The organism is Nonomuraea sp. NPDC049784 (assembly GCF_040659615.1).
Taxonomy (GTDB): domain Bacteria; phylum Actinomycetota; class Actinomycetes; order Streptosporangiales; family Streptosporangiaceae; genus Nonomuraea.
This window is the reverse complement of record NZ_JBFAMX010000178.1, coordinates 1-18338: the sequence shown is the minus strand read 5'-3', so window position 1 is coordinate 18338 and position 18338 is coordinate 1. Positions and strand designations below refer to the sequence as shown.

Below are 18338 nucleotides of genomic sequence, written 5' to 3'. Positions count from 1 at the left end.
GCGGAGGCGGTGGTGATCGTGCCGGCGGGGGGGGAGGCGTTCTTCCCGTCTCTGACGGCGGGCATGGCGGTCGCCCAGGCCCTGGTCACCCACCTCGCGGCCATGGACCCGGCCCGTACGGGGGCTTCCATCGAAGCGGCGGAGTCCATGTGGACGCGCTTCGGCCTCCTGCACCGCCGCCCCACCGGTCCCCAGGCGTGAGCGGTCATTCGCTCCGCAACACGCCCCGGGCCGGGGGCGAGGGCTGATTGACGTACCCGTTGACGAACTGGGCGCCGACGAGCTCGTAGTCCATCTCGTCGTCCCCGTTCAGCGTCAGCTTCACGTCCGCCAGGACCGAGCAGGAGCCGACGTTGTACGTGGTCGACAGCCGCAGCACCACCGGGCCGCCGCCGGACTCCAGGTAGAGCAGGCCCCTGCACTGGCCGCCGTTCGTGTTGAACTGGCCCACCATCGCCGTCAGCGAGCCCGACGTGATGGTCAGCGTGGTGTTGTAGGAGCCCCAGCCGGGGACCAGCCAGTCGATCCTGCCGCTCCAGGTGCCCTGGTAGTCCTCGGGTACGGAGACCGATTCGTCCGGCGAACTCTCGCCGACCGGCTCGGCTGTCTCAGACTGGCTGGATGTGGAGTGCGGGGGCGCGGCCGTCGTGGTGGTCGCGGGCGGCGGGCTGGTGGTGGGCTTGTCGTCGGGCTTGTTCGCCTGCATGAGCACGACCGGGATCAGCGCGGCGATGATCGCGGCGCAGGCACCGATGATCGCGACGATGATCTGAGCTCGGTGGTCTTTCTTCGGCTCAACAGGGGGAGCTGTCACGTTCCAAACCGCCTGTCTGGAAGTCCGCGCCAATCACCGAGAACATCCACCGATGCCGCCTTCGCGTTACTCATGCGATGAGTTCTGGCGGGCGACCCGGCCCGGCGGACGCTGCCCGCGAACGGCTGTGGCTAGAGCCAGCTGGCCCGGACGCTGCCGGCCCCCGGCGCGTCGCTCGGCGGGGTGGCGAGGGCGCCGGAGCGGACGCCGTCGAGCAGACGGCTGACGGCGTCGACGATCTCCGGAGCGCGCTCGCGCAGTCCCGCCACGTCCGCCGGGCTCGCCTCGCCGCGGTCCAACCCGGCCTCGTCGAGCACGCCTTCGAGGTCGGCCAGTCGTTCCTCCAGCCACTTCAGCGGCTCGGCGGAAAGCTGCTCGTCGAACACCCGCTCACCCGGCTCCCACTCGCGCAGAGTGGGGTGATGGTGGGTGCGGTCGAAGCTCCCCGGCGTGCCGGAGACCGACTCCAGCAGGTCGACCCGCCAGAGGGGCCGGTCGACGGTGATGGGCCGCGCCGAGTAGATCGACCCCTTCAGCTCGCCCGGCTCAAGGCTGCGCAGCTCCAGGCGCACGCCTCGCTCGGCTCCCTCCTGGCCCGAGTTCGGGTTGGGGTCGACGAAGTAGATGTCGCTCACGGCCACGCCGATCCGCTCGAAACCGAAGAGGTAGAGCACGGAGAACCACTTCCTTCGCGTGTGTCAGGGTTCGGGAGAAATCGTGGTTTACGTACCCACCCCAGGCCCGTGTCGATCGTGCCGGCCGTGCTCTTCAGCGTCCGGCTCTGACCTCGGGGGAGCCGACGCCCTGCCCCAACCGCGGGGCCTGGCCGGACGTCCCCCGGCCCAGCAGCAGCGTGCCCAGCCACATGAGCGCGATGCCCACGGCGGCCAGGGCCGCCTCCCTGCCCGTCCGGTACATCCCGACGGCCAGCACCACCATGCCCAGGGTCGTCACGGCCGCGCTCACGACCGTGACCCGCCGCAGCGCGGCCAGGATGACCGCCAGCGCCACCAGGGCGCCGAAGAACACCTGCGCCGCGGTCCCGTAGACGATCGCCTCGAACCCCGCGCCCTGGTCGCCTCCGAGCCCGGCGTAGAGGTCGATCCCCAGCCGCACGACGGCGGCGGCCAGGCTCAGCAGCGCCACCCCCGTGGCCGCCTCCACCGCCACGCGGCGACCGCCCCTCACCGGCCCGGCCATGCCGCGCAGCCCCAGCGTCATGACGCCGAACATCAGGAACCCGGCCAGGCAGGCGACATACGCGGCCGTCCACCACGGGCCGCCCGCGATGTCGGCGCCCGTGGGCCGCATGAGGAGCCAGCCGCCGAGCAGCGCGGCGGGCGCGGCGGTGAAGGAGATCTGGGTGAGGCGGTTCATGAGACCACGATGCCTCCCGGCGCCGGGGGCGCTCATCGGTGATCGCCCCTGACTTTCCCCTGATCCGCCCCCGTGACCTGCTCCGTCAGGCGAAGTAGCGCAGCCAGACGTACCCCCACGCCATCAGGGTGCTCAGGGCGGTCACGACGGCGCCGTACCGGGTGAACTGCCAGAAGGTGATCTTGTGTCCGGTGCGCGCGGCGATGCCGAGGGCCACCACGTTCGCGCTGGCCGCCACCGCCGTGCCGTTGCCGCCGAAGTCCGCCCCCAGCGCGAACGCCCACCACAGCGCCTGCCCGGTCTGCGGGTCCGGGGCCTGGGCCACCACGCCTTCCACGATGGGCGCGGTCGTGGCGACGTAGGGGATGTTGTCGAAGAAGGCGCCCAGCACGCCGGAGCCGAACAGCAGCGCGGTGGCCGCGACGAAGTAGTCGTCGCCGAGCGCGTCCAGGGCCCACGTGCCGATGGCCGTGATGACCCCGGTGTGGACCAGGCCCCCGACCATGACGAAGAGTCCCATGAAGAACACCAGCGTGGGCCACTCCACCTCGCGCAGCACCTCGGAGACCTCCGCGCGGGACACCAGCAGCATCACCCCGGCCCCGACCAGGGCCACGATCGACGGCTCCACGTGCGCCACCGCGTGCAGGCCGAACCCGGCGATGACCCCGCCCAGGACCAGCAGGCAGCGCGCGAGCAGTCGCGGGTCGGTGATGGCCCGCCGCTCGTCCAGCGTCATGACCTCGGCGGCGTGCTCGGCGTCGTAGTGGAACGAGCGGCGGAACAGCACCCGCGTGAGCAGCACGAACACGACGAAGATGACCACCACGACGGGCGCCATGTGGACCAGGAAGTCGTTGAACGTCAGCCCCGCCCGGCTGCCGATGATGATGTTGGGCGGGTCGCCGATGAGCGTCGCGGCGCCGCCGATGTTGGAGGCGAGGACCTCCGCGATGATGTACGGCTGGGCGGGCATGCGCAGCCGGTCGCACACCATGACGGTGACCGGCGCGACCAGCATGATCGTGGTGACGTTGTCGAGGAAGGGCGAGGCCACGGCGGTGATCGCCATCAGCATGACCATCAGCCGGTACGGCCGGCCCTGCGACCGCTTGGCGGCCCAGATGGCGAGGTAGTCGAAGACCCCCGTCTGCTTGATGACCCCGACGATGATCATCATGCCGAGCAGCAGGAAGATGACGTTCCAGTCGATGCCTTCGTGCTCCGAGAAGAACACGTCGGCGCCGGGGATCAGGCCGAGGACGGTCATCAGCCCGGCGGCTATGAGCACCACCTTGACCTTGTCGGCCTTCTCGGTGGCGATGAAGAAGAACGCGACCAGGAAGATCGCGAGGGCGGCGACAGCACTCATCCGTCACGCCCCGGCGGCCCGGACTGGCCGGCGGGGCATGAGGGCACAAGGTGGGATTTGCGGCACACGACGATGACCTCCGGAGTCGGAACGGTTTCTGGCTGGTGAGCCGCCGCTCCAGGATGATCGCCTCGTCGCGCGCGCCGCATCGAGGTGCTCCTTCGAACGGGCGGCGGCTCCGCCCCAGTCTCGTCACCCGGCCGTGACCGGCGCCATCGGGTCCAGCACCCATCTATGGAGGGACAGAGCATGTAGGGCCGTCCCGCAGGATGGGGGTCAGGCCGGATGGACAACCGCACCTGGGGACAAAGAGGCTGGTGAAATGACCGACGTGGCGAAGAGGACGACCAGTAGCCCGGCGCGGGCGCTGTTCCGGCGGCTGTTCGTGATCAATGGTCTGGTGTTCGCGGTGGCCACGCTCGTGCTCGTGATCTCCCCCGCCACGGTCTCCGCACCCGTCGTCCTCGCCGAGGTGCCGGTGCTGGTGGTGGGCCTGGCCCTGATGCTCGCCGCCAACGCGATCCTCCTGCGCCGCAGCCTGGCCCCGCTGGACGCGCTGACCACGCTCATGCAGCGCGTCGACCTGCTGCGTACCGGCGACCGGCTGGCCGACAGCGGCAACAGCGACCTCACCCACGTGATCGGCACGTTCAACGCGATGCTCGACCGCCTCGAAGCCGAGCGCAGCGCGAGCAGCGGCCACGCCCTGGCCGCCCAGGAGGGCGAGCGCCGGCGCATCGCCCGCGAGCTGCACGACGAGATCGGCCAGAGCCTCACCGTGGTGCTCCTCGGGCTGAAGCGGGTGGTCGACCGCGCCCCGGCCGAGCTCAAGGAGGATCTGCACGGCGTGCAGGAGACCGTCCGCGCCAGCCTCGACGAGGTCCGGCAGGTGGCCCGCCGGCTACGTCCCGGCGTACTGGAAGACCTCGGGCTGCACGCCGCTTTGAGCGCTCTGAGCAGCGACGTCTCCCAGATGAGCGGGGTTCAGGTGGCCCGCTCGGTCCAGCACGACCTGCCCGAGCTGGGCGCGGACGTCGAGCTGGTGCTGTACCGGATCGCCCAGGAGAGCCTCACGAACATCGCCAGGCACGCCCACGCCACCCGCGCCGAGCTGTCGCTGGCCACGGAGGACGGCCGGCTGACCCTGCGCGTCACCGACGACGGCAGGGGCGGCGCACGCCAGGACGGGGCCGGGATCCGCGGCATGCGCGAGCGCGCCCTCCTCATCGGCGCCCGCCTGACCGTCGATTCCCCGCCAGGGGAAGGCACCCGCGTTTTCCTGACCATCCCGAACGATCGGAGCCCGACCTGGTGAGTACTGCCAAGACCCGGATCCTGCTGGCCGACGACCACGCGCTGGTGCGCAGGGGCCTGAGGATGATCCTCGACGCCGAGCCCGACCTGGAGGTGGTCGCCGAGGCCGCCGACGGCGCCGAGGCCGTCGCGGCCGCCTCCGAGGACGCAGTGGACCTGGCCATCCTTGACATAGCGATGCCCCGCATGACCGGCCTCCAGGCGGCCCGCGAGATCTCCCGCCGCGCGCCCGGCATCCGCATCCTGATCCTGTCGATGTACGACAACGAGCAGTACTTCTTCGAGTCGCTCAAGGTCGGCGCCTCGGGGTACGTGCTCAAGTCGGTCGCCGACCAGGACCTGCTGGAGGCGTGCCGGGCGACCATGCGTGGCGAGCCGTTCCTCTACCCGGGCGCGGTCACCGCGCTCATCCGCGACTACCTGCAGCGCTCGCGTGAGGGCGAGCGCATGCCCGAGAGCATCCTGACGCCCAGGGAGGAGGAGATCGTCAAGCTGATCGCGGAGGGCAACTCGGCCAAGGAGATCGCGGAGACGCTCGTCATCAGCGTGAAGACCGTGGACCGGCACCGGGCGAACATCCTGCAGAAGCTCGGCATGCGCGACCGGCTCGACCTGACCCGCTACGCCATCCGCGCGGGCCTCGTGGAGCCCTAGGACATCAGCTTGCGCGGTGGCCGTTGATCCACACGTCGCGCAGGACCAGGTCGGTCACGTCGCGTACGACGTCGTCCTCGGTCATCTCCTCGAACACGCTGTCCGTCACCCGGACGCCCCTGACGGGGTTGGCCGGGTTGCCGATCAGGTAGAACGCCCTGGGCGCGCGCCCGGCCCGCAGGCGGCGGACGTCGATGGCGCCCACGTCGGGGTAGTAGGGGCCGGTGTCCTTGTTCTCGTAGTTCAGCGCCACCTCGATCACCGAGTCGGCCGCCTGCGCCACCGTGATGTCTCTGAAGTAGACGTCCCTGACGTAGCCGCCGCGGTCGGGGTTGGTCTTGATACGGATCGCGCGTTCCAGGTTGGGGCTGCTCATCGTGCAGTTCCAGGCGAAGACCCAGCGCACGCCGCCGGTGGTCTCGCTGCCGATGGTCACGCCGCCGTTGCCGTCGCGCATCACGCAGGAGTCGACGAGAACATTCTCGGAAGGCGCGTTCACCCGGCGGCCGTCGGCGTTCTTGCCGGCCTTGATCGCCACGCAGTCGTCTCCGGTGTTGAACTCGCACCGCTCGATGAGCACGTCCACGCAAGACTCGGGGTCGCAGCCGTCGTTGTTGGGGCCGTTCGGGCTGTCCACGGTGACCTCGCGGATGGTCACGTTGGTGCACAGGACCGGGTGGATGTTCCACATGGGGGAGTCCTTGACCGTCACGCCCTCGATGAGGACGTTGCGGCACCGGTAGAGCTGGATCAGGTTCGGGCGCAGGTAGTGGCCCTCGCCGAACACCCGCTCCGCCACCGGCACGCCCTGCTCGGCCATGGCCGCGAGCAGGTTCTTGTCGGGCTTCTCGGCCGGCGGCGGGTCGCCCGACCAGTCCCACCAGTGCGTGGCGTCGGCCTGGCCGTCGATCGTGCCGCTGCCGGTGATCGCGACGTTCGTCCGGTCGTAGGCGTAGACGAACGGGGAGTAGTTCATCAGCTCGACACCCTCATAGCGGGTGTACACGACCGGCAGGTAGTCGGCCGGGTTCCGGCTGAACGTGATCGTCGCGCCCTCTTCCAGGTGCAACTCGACGTTGTCGGCCAGGTGGATCGCACCGGTGAGGTACGTTCCCGCAGGCACGAGCACCCGCCCGCCGCCCGCCGCGGTGCAGGCCGCGATGGCCTGCTTGAAGGCGTCGGTGCACATCGAGGCGCCGTCGCCGACCGCCCCGTGGTCGGTGACGGGAAAGGTGCGGCGGGGGAAGCGGGGCGGCCGGATGCGCCGCCTGATCTGCGGCACCCTGGCCCAGGCCGAGGCGCCGGGGTCCGAGACGGTGGCCGCCTCCGCCCGGCCGATCAGCTGCGGCGCAAGCACGGCGCCGGCCGCCGCTGCCAGGAACCTCCTGCGGGACCTGTCCATCGTGTCCTCCTATCCGTGCGCCATCGAGATGCCGCGCTGTTCGACCAGGGTGTGCGCGCCGACCTGGTACGGCTCGACCCGGCGTACCGCCGTGTAGAAGTGGTGGGGGCGGCCGTCGCGGGAGACGAGCGCGGGCTTGTGCGCGTAGGTGTCGTCGGCCGAGCCGGGCGGCCCCACGTCGATGAGGACCTCGCCGCTCTTGTGCCAGGTCCGCAGGTCACGGGAGACGGCGTAGCTCTCGCGGGCGTGCCCGTCGAAGGAGAGCCCGAAGTAGAACATCACCCACCAGTCGCCGTCCCGCAGCACGCACGGGTCGGAGGCGAAGCGCTCGTCGAAGTCGCCCTCGCCGCCGTGTGGCACGACCGGTCCCGGGTTCGGGCGCTCCCAGTGCTCGAGGTCGGGCGAGACGGCGTAGCCGATCTGCTCGCGCCAGCCGTCGTAGGTGCGGTTCTTGGCGTTGTAGAAGCAGTAGTAGAGGCCGTCGTGGCGGAGCAGCCACGACTTGTAGAGGCCGCCGCGCTCCCACGCGCCGCCGTCCTGCGGGCGCAGCACCGACCCGGTGTCCTTCCAGGTACGCAGGTCGTCGCTGACGCAGAACCCGATGACCGCCGCGCCCATCTCCATGCCGGGCTCCGGATAGGCGTGGTACGTGCCGACCGTCCGGCCGTCCCGCCAGGTCACCTGGCCGGGGGAGTCGAGGCGGTTGTCCCGGACGATCGAGGTGAGCGCCGCGTTGTAGCCCCGGTACGGGTGGCCGGGGTCGCGCGGCAGGATCACCTCCCCGGGAGTCCACGACACGAGGTCGGCCGAGCGGCTCAGCGCGGTCTGGTAGCCGGTCCCGTCGAAGCCGACGTACGTCATGAGGTACTCGCCGCCGTCCGAGCACACGAAGGGGCAGTCCACGAAGAGGCTGTCGAACCTGCCCGGCTCCCGCGACGGCCCGACCAGCAGCCGCCCCGCCTTGTGCGGCGTCCTGACGCGCGCGGCGTCGTACACGTCGATCATCGGCCCGCCCTGAAGGCCCACTGCCCGGCGGGCACCTCATAGGCGCGGCCCCCCAGCGGGACCGCCTCATCAGGCACGGCGTGCTGCGCGAGCCCCAGATCCGGCAGGCGCACCTCCGCCGACGAGCCCGGCGGGACCTCCACGTCGAGAGCGAACTCCCCGTCCCCGCGCGTCCAGGACACCGCGACCTTTCCGTAGGGCGTCCCGGTGCTCGCCCGCACCGACTCCAGGTCGCCGGGCGTGGCGGGCTCGATCAGCAGCTTGCGGAAGCCGTTCGACCCGGGCGCCTGGCCGATGCCCCCGAGGCCGCGGTAGAACCAGGCGTCGATCGCGCCCAGCATGTAGTGGTTCTGCGACAGCCCTCTCGTCGGCCCGTCCCAGGCCTCCGTGAGCGCGGTGGCGCCGTGCCGCACCTGGTAGCCGTAGCTGGGGTGGCTCGTCGACGTGGCGAACTCCCACAGCGCGTCATGTCGTCCCGCGTGGCCGAGCACCCGGAACAGCGCGGGCAGCGCGATCTCGCCGACCGTGATGCCGCCGCCCGCCACCGCCTCGGAGATCCGGTCCAGCGCGGGCTCGTCGGTGAGGACGCCCATGTCGAATGCGAGGATCTCCGACGCCTGGCTGCGGCTCTCGGCGAAGGAGCCCGCGAAGGCGGCGGTGATCTGCTCGGTCAGGGCGCGGTAGCGCTTGGCGTCGTCGTCGCGGCCCAGCACCCCGGCCACGCGGGCCATCGTGTGCGCGGCCCGCCAGTAGCCCCAGGTGGAGACCAGGGGTACGGGGGTCGAGGGGTCCAGGCCGATCCAGTCGCCCAGCCCGTAGTCCAGGATGCCGTCCTTGGCCTTGCCCGTGAGGTAGTCGACGTAGCGGCGCATCGCGTCGTAGTGCGTCTCCATCGCGGACCTGTCGCCGTACCAGCGGTAGAGCTGCCAGGGGATGCGGACGATCGCGCCGCCCCAGTTGGGGTCGTCCCTGAACGGGGGGTCGAACACCAGGAACTCCGGCGCGATGTCCGGCACCAGCCCCTCGCCGGTCTGCGCCTCGGCGATGGTGACCAGCAGCTCGCGGTAGTAGGCGGCGACGTCGTAGTTGTAGGCCACGACGTCGAAGAGCAGGTGGGTCTGCTCCAGCCAGCCCAGCTTCTCCCGGTGCGGGCAGTCGGTGAGCACGCTGTACATGTTGCCCCGCACCGCCCGGTCAATGATCTTGTGGACGTCGTTGACCAGGGCGTTCGAGGTCTCGAAGGCGCCGGTGGGGGTGTTGTCGGCCCGCAGCACGAGCGCCGTCACGGCGTCCTTGCCGACGTGCTCGGGCAGGCCCTGGACCTCGACGTAGCGGAAGCCGTCGTAGCGGAAGCGCGGGTGCCAGGTCTGCGGCCCGTCCTTGGTCACGTACGTGTTGAAGATCGGCGCGCCGGTCGTGGGCTTCGACTGCACCACGCGGCCGTACGCGTCGAGCTGGTCGCCGGGCACGAGCCGCAGGTAGCGCCCGGCCGGGAGGTCCAGGCTCAGCTCGGCCCAGCCGGCGACCACCGTGCCGACGTCGAAGACCGGCGTGCCGTCGGTGGCGACGAGCTTGGCGCTCGCGGGCAGCCGCTCGGTGACCCTGATGGGCGGGCAGGCCCGCGACCGCAGGATGTCCGTCGGGTCGGGCCTGACGGTCACGGGGCGCCACTCGGCGGCGGTGCGCCGGGCGTCGTGGTCCTCGCCGCCGTACCAGTGCGAGCGCACGGTCGGGCCCTCGGCGGCCCGCCAGTCCGCGCCCGTGACGAACCGGTCGTCCGAGCCGTCGGCGTAGTCCACCTCGAGCTGGGCGATCGCCATCGGGGCCTGCTTGGAGCCGAAGAACTTCATGTACCGGTCCTGATGCGGGAACACGTGCGCGATCCCGGGGCCCAGCTCGACGCCGATCGTGTTCCCGCCGTCGCGCAGCAGCTCCGTCACGTCGTGCGTGGCGTACACGACCCGCCTGGTGAAGTCCGTGTACGGCGGCTCCAGCACGGCGTCGGTCACCGGCGCGCCATTGACCGACGCGACGCAGACGCCGAGTCCCGCGACGTGGAGCCGGGCGCGGGCGACCGGCTTGGCCAGGGTGAACTCGCCTTCGAGCAGCGGGAGCGGCCTGCCCTCTCCCGCGCGCGGGTTGCCCTCGTCGTACCAGTCGGGGTGGGTGATCCACGAGGCCGTCCAGTCGTCCGGGCTCAGCAGCCCCAGCTCGAAGCGCGCGGTCGGGCTCCAACCGGACCATTCGCCGCTCGCGTCGCGGATCCGCACGCGCCAGCGCGCGGCCGTGCGGCTGGTCAGCGGCCGGCCGCCGTACACCACTCTCTGCTCCGGACCGCTGACCTCGCCGCTGTCCCATAAGCCAGGCTCGACCTGTACGTGATAACCGGTCTGCGTCGTGGCGCCGGTTAGCTGCCAGCTGAGTGTCGGGCGGGTGATCTCGATGCCGAGGGGGTCGGTCAGGTCGCACGTTCGCAGGTTCGTCACCATGGCGTGGGCTCCAAGTCAGGTGATCTTGATCATGTACGCGGCCTTCGTGGGCGGGTCCGGGGGCAGGTCGGCGTAGAGCGCCTCCTCGGCCAGCCGCCAGGTGAGCGGACCGTGGCCGAGGAGCTCGACCTTGGCCGGGCGGCCTTTCAGCAGCCCCTCGCGGGTGCCCAGGCTGTTGATCGCGGCGGTCCGGTCCTCCGGCCAGGCGAGCAGGGTGGCGTACACCGTGTCGCCGCGCCTGGTGAAGCGGATGTCGCTCGGCAGGTAGGCGCGGTCGGCCTCGTTGTAGCCCTCGTAGCCCTTGGTGTCGCCCATGCCCGTCGCGCCCTCGGCGGGACGCAGCCAGGGCGTCGTGCCGTACACGCCTTCGCCGCACACCCTCAGCCAGTCGCCCACCTCGCTCAGCAGGGCGCGGGCCTGGCCGTCCACGGTGCCGTCGGCGCGCTGAGGGACGTTGAGCAGCAGGCAGCCGTTCTTGCTGACCACGTCGATCAGCGTGTGGATGATCTGCTGCGAGTTCTTGCGCGGGTGGAACATCGGGTCGTCGTCGGAGCAGTCGAACCACTCGCCGTCGCTGGTGTCGAACTGCCAGGGATGGGGCTGGGCGTCGTCGAGCTGGCGGCGCTCGCAGTCGAGCACGGCGGCTGTGCGGTCGGCGTCGGGGACGTCCTTGATGGTCACGAGTCCGCCGGTCGGGCAGGTGTCGTAGTAGTGGGCGAGCAGCTCGAGCCCTCGCGTGCTGACCGGGTCCGACTCGACCACGCTGCCCGCGTCGAACGGCAGGCGGCCGTCGTCGAGGTAGACCAGGTCGGGGCGGTAGCGGTCGAGCGCCTCGCGGACGCGGGCGTAGAACCGGTCCGCCACCTGTGGCGGCGGCTTGGCTCCCGGCGCGTGCTTCTCGGGGTAGAGCTCGGCCGGGTCCAGGCCCTCCCACCAGGTGCCCGTGCCGTCGTGCCTGGTCAGCGCGCCGTCGTGCGGCTCGCCGGTCGCCGGGTCCGCGCCGTGGGCGACGTCGAGCCAGCGCCACGTCCAGTTGTCGTGGAAGCTCAGCCCGAACGGCAGCCCGGCCGCGCGGGCCGCCCGTTCCCACGCGCCGACGATGTCGCGCTGCGGGCCGATGCGGGCGGCGTTCCAGGCGTGCTGCTTCGAGTCCCACAGGTCGAAGTTGTCGCAGTGGGCGGCCAGGGCGACGAAGTAGCGGGCGCCGCTGGAGACGTACAGGCCGATCAGCTCTTCGGGGTCGAAGCGCTCGGCCCGCCAGCGGGGGAAGAGGTCCTTCGCGCCGCCCCTGCCGAAGCGTTCGCGGTGGTGGGCGTGCTGGCGCTCGGCCCTTCGCCGCTCCCAGGGCTCGGACCAGGGCTGCATGCCGTAGAGGTGGCGGGCGTACCAGTCGCCGGAGCTCGCCACGGACTGCGGCCCCCAGTGCGACCAGATGCCGAACTTGGCCTCCCCGAACCACTCGGGAACGCGGTGACGGCGTAACGACTCCCAATCCGGCAGAAACCCGCTCAATGGGCGCACCTACCTTATTGAAACGATTTACGCATGATATATTTATTCAGCCTCTGATGTCAATGCATCCTTGGATGATGGGCGCCCTCCCACCGCCCGTGGTTGCGGTCCCCTCGAGGAAAGGGGCGGGTGTGGGCAGCCGCTCGCGGCGCGCCACCTCTGCCCTTGGGGAGGTTGGGGCGTGCGGAACCCGGGGATGGTCAGCGCGGATCTTGGCGTCTAGGGTTAAAACGTTTTGGTTTCGGAGGGACAGTGCGGATGGTCGATTTCCACGAAGACCCCGGGCCGGGCTCCGGGCGGCGGGCGGCGCGCGCGGACTTCCTCTCCGACGCGCCGGGGGTGTCGCTCAACGGCCGGTGGCGCTTCCGCCTCTCGGACATGGCCGAGGGCACCGGCCCATCGCTGCCCGACCCGGCACTCGACGACACCGGCTGGGACACGATCCGCGTGCCGTCGCACTGGGTGCTGGAGGGGTACGACCGCCCGCTCTACACCAACACCGCCTACCCGTTCCCCATCGATCCGCCGAGACTGCCCGACGGCAATCCCACGGGCGACTACCGTCTCGGCTTCGACCTGCCCGCTGACTGGCCCCAGGGCCGGGCCGTGCTGCGCTTCCAGGGGGTCGACTCCTGCGGCACGGTGTGGCTCAACGGCTCGCTGCTCGGCCACTCGAAGGGCAGCAGGTTGCCGTTCGAGTTCGACGTCACCGGGCTCGTCCGCCCGCGCGGCAACCTGCTCGCCGTACGCGTGCAGCGCTGGTCGTCGGGCAGCTACCTCGAGGACCAGGACATGTGGTGGCTGCCCGGCATCTTCCGCGACGTGGAGCTGCTGGCCCGCCCCTCAGGCGGCATCGACGACTTCACCGTCCACGCCTCCTACGACGCCTCGAACCGCTCCGGCACCCTCCGCGTCACCGCCGACGCCCCCGGCCTGGTCGAGATCACCGAGCTGGGCCTGTCCGTCGCCACAGGGGAGGAGGTCACCGTCCCCGGCGTCGAGCCGTGGAGCGCGGAGCACCCACGCCTCTACCGCGGCACAATGAAGGCCGCCGGCGAGGCGATCGACCTGCCGATCGGCTTCAGGACCGTCGAGATCGCCGGCGGGCGGCTGCTCATCAACGGGTCGCCGGTGCTGTTCCGCGGCGTCAACCGGCACGAGCACCACCCCGAGCGCGGCCGCGCGCTCGACCGCGACACCATGATCCGCGACATCGAGCTGATGAAGCAGCACAACGTCAACGCCGTCCGCACCGCCCACTACCCGCCGCACCCGGAGTTCCTGCGGCTCTGCGACGAGTACGGCCTGTGGGTGGTGGACGAGTGCGACATCGAGACCCACGGGTTCATCTACGCGGGCTGGGAGGGCAACCCGCCGGCGGAGCCGATGTGGCGCGACGCGCTCCTCGACCGCGCCCGGCGCATGGTCCAGCGCGACAAGAACCATCCCAGCGTGGTGATCTGGTCCCTGGGCAACGAGAGCGGGAGCGGGCCGGCGTTCGGCGACATCGAGCAGTGGATCCGGGAGCACGACCCCAGCAGGGCGCTGCACTACGAGCGCGACCCCAGCTACCGCCACTCCGACTTCTACAGCCTGATGTACCCGTCGCTGGACGACCTGGAGCGCATCGGGGAGCGGAAGGAGGACACGCCTGAGGGCGTGGTGGCGGAGTCGCCCGACGACGTGCGCCGCCGTGGGTTGCCGTTCCTGCTGTGCGAGTACGCCCACGCCATGGGCAACGGACCCGGCTCGCTGGCCGACTACCAGGCGATCCTGGAGTCGTACGAGCGGTTCTGCGGGGCGTTCGTGTGGGAGTGGATCGACCACGGGCTGGCGGGACACGACTCGCTCGGCCGCCCGTACTTCCGGCACGGCGGCGACATCGACTACCAGCCGAACGGGGGGCGGTACTGCCTGGACGGGCTCCTGTTTCCCGATCGCACGCCGTCGCCCGGCCTGGCGGAGCTGCGCAAAGCCATCGAGCCGGTCGGGATCGCGGTGGACGCGGTGGCCAGGGAAGTCGTCATCGTCAACAAGCACGACCTGATCGACCTCGGCCACCTGGAGTTCCACTGGCGGGTGGAGGTGGACGGCTCGCCTGCGGGAGGGGGCGGGGCGCTGCCGGTGCCGCGCTGCCGGGCCCGCGAGACCGTACGGGTGCCGCTGCCCGAGGTGGCGGTCGCGGCGGACGGCGAGACGTGGATCACGGTCGAGGCGGTGCTCGCGACCGCCGCCCGCTGGGCACCGGCCGGTCATGTCGTCGCCTTCGGCCAGGCGCGGCTCGGCGATGGCACCCAGCGCCGCCGCCCGCTGCCCGCGGCGAGTCAGGCAGCCGGCGGAGTGCTGCGGCTGGGCGGGGCGTCCGGCGGAGTGCTGCGGCTGGGCGGGGCGTCCGGCGGAGGGTTGCGGCTGGGTGGGGCGGTGTTCGACGCGAGGACCGGGCGGCTGACCCGGCTCCACGACGTCGAGCTGGACGGGCCGGTGCTCGACGTGTGGCGCGCCCCGACGGAGAACGACCGCGGCCAGGGCCCGAGGAACGCGCTGGCCGCCGACTGGGAGGCCGTGGGGCTCGACCGCTTCCTCCACCGCACCGGTGACATCGAACAACCCGACGACCGCACACTGGTCGTCCACGGCCGCAGCGGCCCGGCCACCCGGTCCCTCGGCTTCCGCACCACGCACAACTGGCAATGGCAGGACGGCACGCTGCACCTGCGGATCGAGGCCGAGCCCGTCGGCGACTGGGACGACACCAAGTACGGCCACCTCGAGGTGAGCCCGCCGCGCATGGGTGCCAGGTTCGCCCTGCCCGGCGGCTACACCGACGTCGAGTGGTTCGGCCGCGGGCCGGGCGAGTCGTACGCCGACAGCCGGGCGGCCGCGCGGGTCGGCCGGTTCGCACTGCCGATCGACGCGCTCCAGACCCCGTACGTCGTGCCGCAGGAGAACGGCAACCACATCGAGACCCGCTGGCTGGAGCTCTCGGGCACGGGGCTGCCGACCCTGCGCGTGGACGGCGAGCCGCACCTGGACTTCACCGCCCGCCGATGGACGAGCGAGGACCTGCAGGCCGCCCGCCGCCCACACGACCTGCGCGACTCCGGCCGCGTCTGGCTGAACCTGGACCACGGCCAGCAGGGCATCGGCAGCGCCTCCTGCGGCCCCGCCCTGCCCGAGCGGTACCGGCTGCCGGTCCGGTGCTACTCCTGGTCGATGACGTTGACCGCCTGAGAGGATGTTGATCACATGACGGAACCGACCAAGTTCGACTTCTGCCCGTGGCTGTTCTGGGATCAGGCGACCGAGGAGGACCGCCTCGCCCAGATGCGCCACATGGACGCGCTGCGGGCGAGGGTCGACATCGAGGTGGCGGGCAAGGTGTTCGTCTCGCCGCTGGCGGCCGTGTACGCCGACAGCCTGCGCATGGGCGACTACAGCTACATCGCGGCCCACGCGTACGTCACCGACGACATCGTCATGGGCGACGACTGCACCATCAACCCGTACGCCGTGGTGCGGGGGAACATCGTGCTGGGGAACGCGGTGCGGGTGGGCGCGCACACGTCCCTGCTCGGCTTCAACCACGGGACCGCGCCAGACCGCCCGGTCTTCCGCCAGGCGATCACGTCGAAGGGCATCCGGATCGGCGACGACGTGTGGATCGGCTCGAACGTGGTCGTGCTCGACGGCGTGACGATCGGCGACCACGCGGTCATCGGGGCGGGCTCGGTCGTCACCAAGGACGTGCCCGCCTGGGCCATGGTCGCCGGCAACCCGGCCCGCCCCATCCGCGACCGCCGCACCCCGCGGCCCACTGCGGGCAGCGAGACGCTCCCCGCCGCGAGCGGGACGAGCCCCACTGCGGGCGGGACGCGTGCCGCCGTGGGCGAGGACCTGGAGGCGCGGCTGGCCGAGTTCGCCGGGCGGGCGCGGGAGCAGGCCGAGGCGGTGCTGGCGCGCTGCTGGACCGGCGAGCGGTACGTGGACCGCCCCGGCGCCGACCCCACCGTGCGGGCCTGGTGCGACGCGGTGGAGATCGCCGACCTGCTGCTCGGCGGCCCGCCCCCGACCCCGGCCCGCGAGGAGATCGTCTCCTTCCTCCGCGACCGCCAGGACCCGGTCACCGGCCTCGTCCCGGAGATCGGCGCCCCGGGCTCACCCGAGTCGGCGACCACGGACGGCGGGAGCCAGGAGCTGGAAGGCGTGACCGCGTACCACGTGCTCTGCGTCGGATACGCGCTCGACCTGCTCGGCACCGCCTTCCGCCACCCCGTCCAGGCCGTGCAGGGCCTCGCGTCGAAGGACCTGACCGCCCTGCTCGACGGCCTGGACTGGGACCGGCAGGCGTGGACGTCCGGCTCGGTGGTCGACTCGATCGGGACCGGCCTCTACCGCAACTTCGCCGACTTCGGCCTGCGCGGCGAGGTCGAGGCCCTGTACGGCTGGTTGCTGACCCGTGTCCGCCAGACCCACGGCATGTGGGGCGAGCCGGACGCAGACTCCGGATGGCTGATGGTGGTCAACGGCTTCTACCGGCTCACCCGGGGCACGTTCGCGCAGTTCGGGATGCCGTTGCCGTACCCGGAGCGCGCCGTGGACACCGTGCTCACCCAGGCCCGCGACCCCCGCTACTTCGGCGCCGGCACCGGGAACGCCTGTAACGTGCTCGACGTCATCCACCCTTTGTGGCTGCTGGGCAGGCAGACCCGGCACCGCCGGGCAGAGGGCGAGGCGTGGGCCAGGGAGCACCTCGCCCGCGCGCTGGGCGGTTGGCACGACGGCGCCGGGCTCAGCTTCGCGCTGAGCGGGGGGAGCGGCGCGGCACGCACGCCCGGGCTGCAGGGCACGGAGATGTGGCTGGCCATCATCTGGCTGCTGGCCGACTACCTCGGGATCTCCGACGCCCTCGGCTACCGACCGCGAGGAATCCACCGCCCGGAGCCGGCGGTCCGGTATCCGGGCTAGAGCCGCTGACGAGACGACGGCGGTCCGGGGACGTGTGCCGGGCCGCCCTGTCGCAGCGACGGCAGGTCGATCGCGGCAGCCATCGCCTGGTGGCCCGCCGTGCTCGGGTGCAGGTGGTCGCCACTGTCGTAGCGGGGGAGCAGCCGGGCGGGTTCGGCAGGGTCGCGGAGCGCGGCGTCGAAGTCGGCCACCGCGTCGAACACGTCGCCCTGCCGGATGAACGCGTTGACCGCCTGCCGGGCCCGTTCGCCCTCAGGGGCGTGGTACTCGGCGCCCGCGAACGGCGTTATAGTCCCGCCGACCACGCGGACCCCGTCCGCATGCGCCGTGGCCACCATGCGGCGGTAGGCGGCGATGAGGTCGTCCGCCCGTGCGCCCGCGCCGAGGTCGTTGACGCCGGCCTGCAGGATCACGGTGCCGATGCCCGGCTTGGTCAGCACCTCGCGGGCCAGCCGCTCCTCCGCCGGACGGCCGGTCCCCGCCGCGAGCACCTTCCCGCCCGACACGCCCTCGTTGACCACCGCCAGCCCCGTGAGGTGAGCGAGCAGGTCGGTCCAGCCGTGCCCCGTCTCAGAGCCCACGCCGGTGGTGAGCGAGTCGCCGAGCGCCGCCACGACAGGCACCGGCTCTGGCGCGATCACCGTCAGCGCGTCGAGCCAGTGCCAGACCGAGACGGGCTCGACGTACGCGTCATCGCCCTCGTCGGCGGCGTGATCACCGGGGAGGGACCGGTAGGCGGGAGAAACAGCGGGCTCCCACGCGCCGAGCGGTGGATAGGCCGGGGCCGTGGCGCGGTTGCGGCCCGTCAGCGTGTCGCACTCGCCCCGCACGTACACGCTCACCGCGAGCCGCTGCCGTGCCCCGACGCGTCCCGCCACCGGATCGCTGAGCACCGTCTCCCCGGGCGCCACCGTCACCCCGGCACACCCGCCGAACGTCACCACCCGGTTCGACCCCGGCTCCAGCGCGGCCCCCGCCCGCGACACCCCCACGCGCACCCGCCCGAACGTCACAGCCCGCTTGCCGAAGGCGTTGGTCAGCCGCACCCGCAGCCCTGTCCCGCCCACGGAGGTGCGCACCACGTTCCGGACCGTCACCTCCCGCAGCCGGGCCCCGAGCGCCTCGGCGGCGGCCGCCCAGGTGGTCACCGGGCGGCCACCGGACATCACCATGCCGAGGTGAACGAGTACCGGCCGGACTCCACCCGGCACACCAAGGCCGAGCCGGTCTGCCCCACCCCGGCCACCGGCTCACCGGATTCACGCACCGACGCGGGATCCGTGGTGGGCACGTGCACGGTGGCCACCGCCCCGGGCGGAATTCGTACTGACAGCCGCAGCACGTCGCCATCCACCTCCCACCGGCTGGCCAGCCGCCCCAGCGGAGTGTCGTACGCGGCGGAGGCCCACCGCAGCGTGCCCCCGACCAGCGGCC

At 71.8% G+C, this 18338-nt stretch carries 14 protein-coding genes and 1 pseudogene; 5 read left to right on the top strand and 10 right to left on the bottom strand.

Annotated features, from left to right (window positions below):
• Positions 1-201: pseudogene (locus AB0J09_RS30370) on the top strand (RpiR family transcriptional regulator); the annotation flags it as partial.
• A gap of 4 nt (positions 202-205) precedes the next feature.
• On the opposite strand, the gene AB0J09_RS30365 reads toward AB0J09_RS30370, so the two are convergent.
• From AB0J09_RS30365 to AB0J09_RS30350, 4 genes are all read right to left on the bottom strand, one after another.
• On the bottom strand, positions 206-814 hold the full coding sequence (locus tag AB0J09_RS30365) for a hypothetical protein (RefSeq protein WP_360698454.1): 609 nt from the start codon (positions 812-814) through the stop codon (positions 206-208).
• 131 nt (positions 815-945) lie between these two features.
• A complete protein-coding gene (locus tag AB0J09_RS30360; protein ID WP_360698452.1) occupies positions 946-1488 on the bottom strand; it encodes a hypothetical protein in 543 nt (180 codons plus the stop codon).
• Between the two features lie 94 nt (positions 1489-1582).
• Complete coding sequence (locus AB0J09_RS30355) at positions 1583-2191, bottom strand: hypothetical protein (RefSeq protein ID WP_360698450.1); 609 nt, start codon at positions 2189-2191, stop codon at positions 1583-1585.
• A gap of 85 nt (positions 2192-2276) precedes the next feature.
• Positions 2277-3563, bottom strand: a complete 1287-nt coding sequence (locus AB0J09_RS30350) for an ArsB/NhaD family transporter (protein ID WP_360698448.1) — start codon at positions 3561-3563, stop codon at positions 2277-2279.
• Between the two features lie 322 nt (positions 3564-3885).
• On the opposite strand from AB0J09_RS30350, the gene AB0J09_RS30345 reads away from it, so the two are divergent.
• Together AB0J09_RS30345 and AB0J09_RS30340 are read left to right on the top strand one after the other, a co-directional pair.
• On the top strand, positions 3886-4878 hold the full coding sequence (locus AB0J09_RS30345; RefSeq protein ID WP_360698446.1) for a sensor histidine kinase: 993 nt from the start codon (positions 3886-3888) through the stop codon (positions 4876-4878).
• The gene (locus tag AB0J09_RS30340; RefSeq protein WP_360698445.1) at positions 4875-5531 is read left to right on the top strand and encodes a response regulator transcription factor; all 657 of its coding nucleotides are present in this window, start codon (positions 4875-4877) and stop codon (positions 5529-5531) included. The genes AB0J09_RS30345 and AB0J09_RS30340 overlap by 4 nt, the downstream gene beginning before the upstream one ends.
• Before the next feature lie 4 nt (positions 5532-5535).
• Here AB0J09_RS30340 and AB0J09_RS30335 read toward each other — a convergent pair whose 3' ends face one another.
• The 4 genes from AB0J09_RS30335 to AB0J09_RS30320 are packed head-to-tail and all read right to left on the bottom strand — an operon-like array spanning position 5536 to position 11939.
• A complete protein-coding gene (locus AB0J09_RS30335; protein WP_360698443.1) occupies positions 5536-6933 on the bottom strand; it encodes a glycoside hydrolase family 28 protein in 1398 nt (465 codons plus the stop codon).
• Between the two features lie 9 nt (positions 6934-6942).
• Entirely contained in the window at positions 6943-7938 is a 996-nt protein-coding gene (locus tag AB0J09_RS30330; RefSeq protein ID WP_360698441.1) for a hypothetical protein, read from the bottom strand.
• Positions 7935-10427 carry a family 78 glycoside hydrolase catalytic domain gene (locus tag AB0J09_RS30325; protein ID WP_360698439.1) on the bottom strand — a complete coding sequence of 831 codons (2493 nt, stop codon included), beginning with the start codon at positions 10425-10427 and terminating at the stop codon, positions 7935-7937. The genes AB0J09_RS30330 and AB0J09_RS30325 overlap by 4 nt, the downstream gene beginning before the upstream one ends.
• Before the next feature lie 15 nt (positions 10428-10442).
• On the bottom strand, positions 10443-11939 hold the full coding sequence (locus tag AB0J09_RS30320; protein WP_360698437.1) for an alpha-L-fucosidase: 1497 nt from the start codon (positions 11937-11939) through the stop codon (positions 10443-10445).
• Positions 11940-12197: 258 nt separating this feature from the next.
• On the opposite strand from AB0J09_RS30320, the gene AB0J09_RS30315 reads away from it, so the two are divergent.
• Together AB0J09_RS30315 and AB0J09_RS30310 are read left to right on the top strand one after the other, a co-directional pair.
• Positions 12198-15170, top strand: a complete 2973-nt coding sequence (locus AB0J09_RS30315) for a glycoside hydrolase family 2 TIM barrel-domain containing protein (protein ID WP_360698435.1) — start codon at positions 12198-12200, stop codon at positions 15168-15170.
• 15 nt (positions 15171-15185) lie between these two features.
• Positions 15186-16904 carry an acyltransferase gene (locus AB0J09_RS30310; protein WP_360698433.1) on the top strand — a complete coding sequence of 573 codons (1719 nt, stop codon included), beginning with the start codon at positions 15186-15188 and terminating at the stop codon, positions 16902-16904.
• Here AB0J09_RS30310 and AB0J09_RS30305 read toward each other — a convergent pair.
• Together AB0J09_RS30305 and AB0J09_RS30300 are read right to left on the bottom strand one after the other, a co-directional pair.
• The gene (locus AB0J09_RS30305) at positions 16901-18070 is read right to left on the bottom strand and encodes an SGNH/GDSL hydrolase family protein (protein ID WP_360698431.1); all 1170 of its coding nucleotides are present in this window, start codon (positions 18068-18070) and stop codon (positions 16901-16903) included. The two genes, AB0J09_RS30310 and AB0J09_RS30305, sit on opposite strands and share 4 nt — an antisense overlap.
• The coding region (locus AB0J09_RS30300; protein ID WP_360698429.1) for an alpha-L-rhamnosidase C-terminal domain-containing protein at positions 18070-18338 on the bottom strand (269 nt) is incomplete at its 5' end. The genes AB0J09_RS30305 and AB0J09_RS30300, both read right to left, overlap by 1 nt.

Bases quoted from the DNA above. Each gene is read 5' to 3' on its own strand.
- AB0J09_RS30355 (WP_360698450.1), bottom strand. From the start codon at position 2,191: ATGAACCGCCTCACCCAGATCTCCTTCACCGCCGCGCCCGCCGCGCTG.
- AB0J09_RS30350 (WP_360698448.1), bottom strand. From the start codon at position 3,563: ATGAGTGCTGTCGCCGCCCTCGCGATCTTCCTGGTCGCGTTCTTCTTC.
- AB0J09_RS30345 (WP_360698446.1), top strand. From the start codon at position 3,886: ATGACCGACGTGGCGAAGAGGACGACCAGTAGCCCGGCGCGGGCGCTG.
- AB0J09_RS30335 (WP_360698443.1), bottom strand. From the start codon at position 6,933: ATGGACAGGTCCCGCAGGAGGTTCCTGGCAGCGGCGGCCGGCGCCGTG.
- AB0J09_RS30330 (WP_360698441.1), bottom strand. From the start codon at position 7,938: ATGATCGACGTGTACGACGCCGCGCGCGTCAGGACGCCGCACAAGGCG.
- AB0J09_RS30325 (WP_360698439.1), bottom strand. From the start codon at position 10,427: ATGGTGACGAACCTGCGAACGTGCGACCTGACCGACCCCCTCGGCATC.
- AB0J09_RS30315 (WP_360698435.1), top strand. From the start codon at position 12,198: ATGGTCGATTTCCACGAAGACCCCGGGCCGGGCTCCGGGCGGCGGGCG.
- AB0J09_RS30310 (WP_360698433.1), top strand. From the start codon at position 15,186: ATGACGGAACCGACCAAGTTCGACTTCTGCCCGTGGCTGTTCTGGGAT.
- AB0J09_RS30305 (WP_360698431.1), bottom strand. From the start codon at position 18,070: ATGTCCGGTGGCCGCCCGGTGACCACCTGGGCGGCCGCCGCCGAGGCG.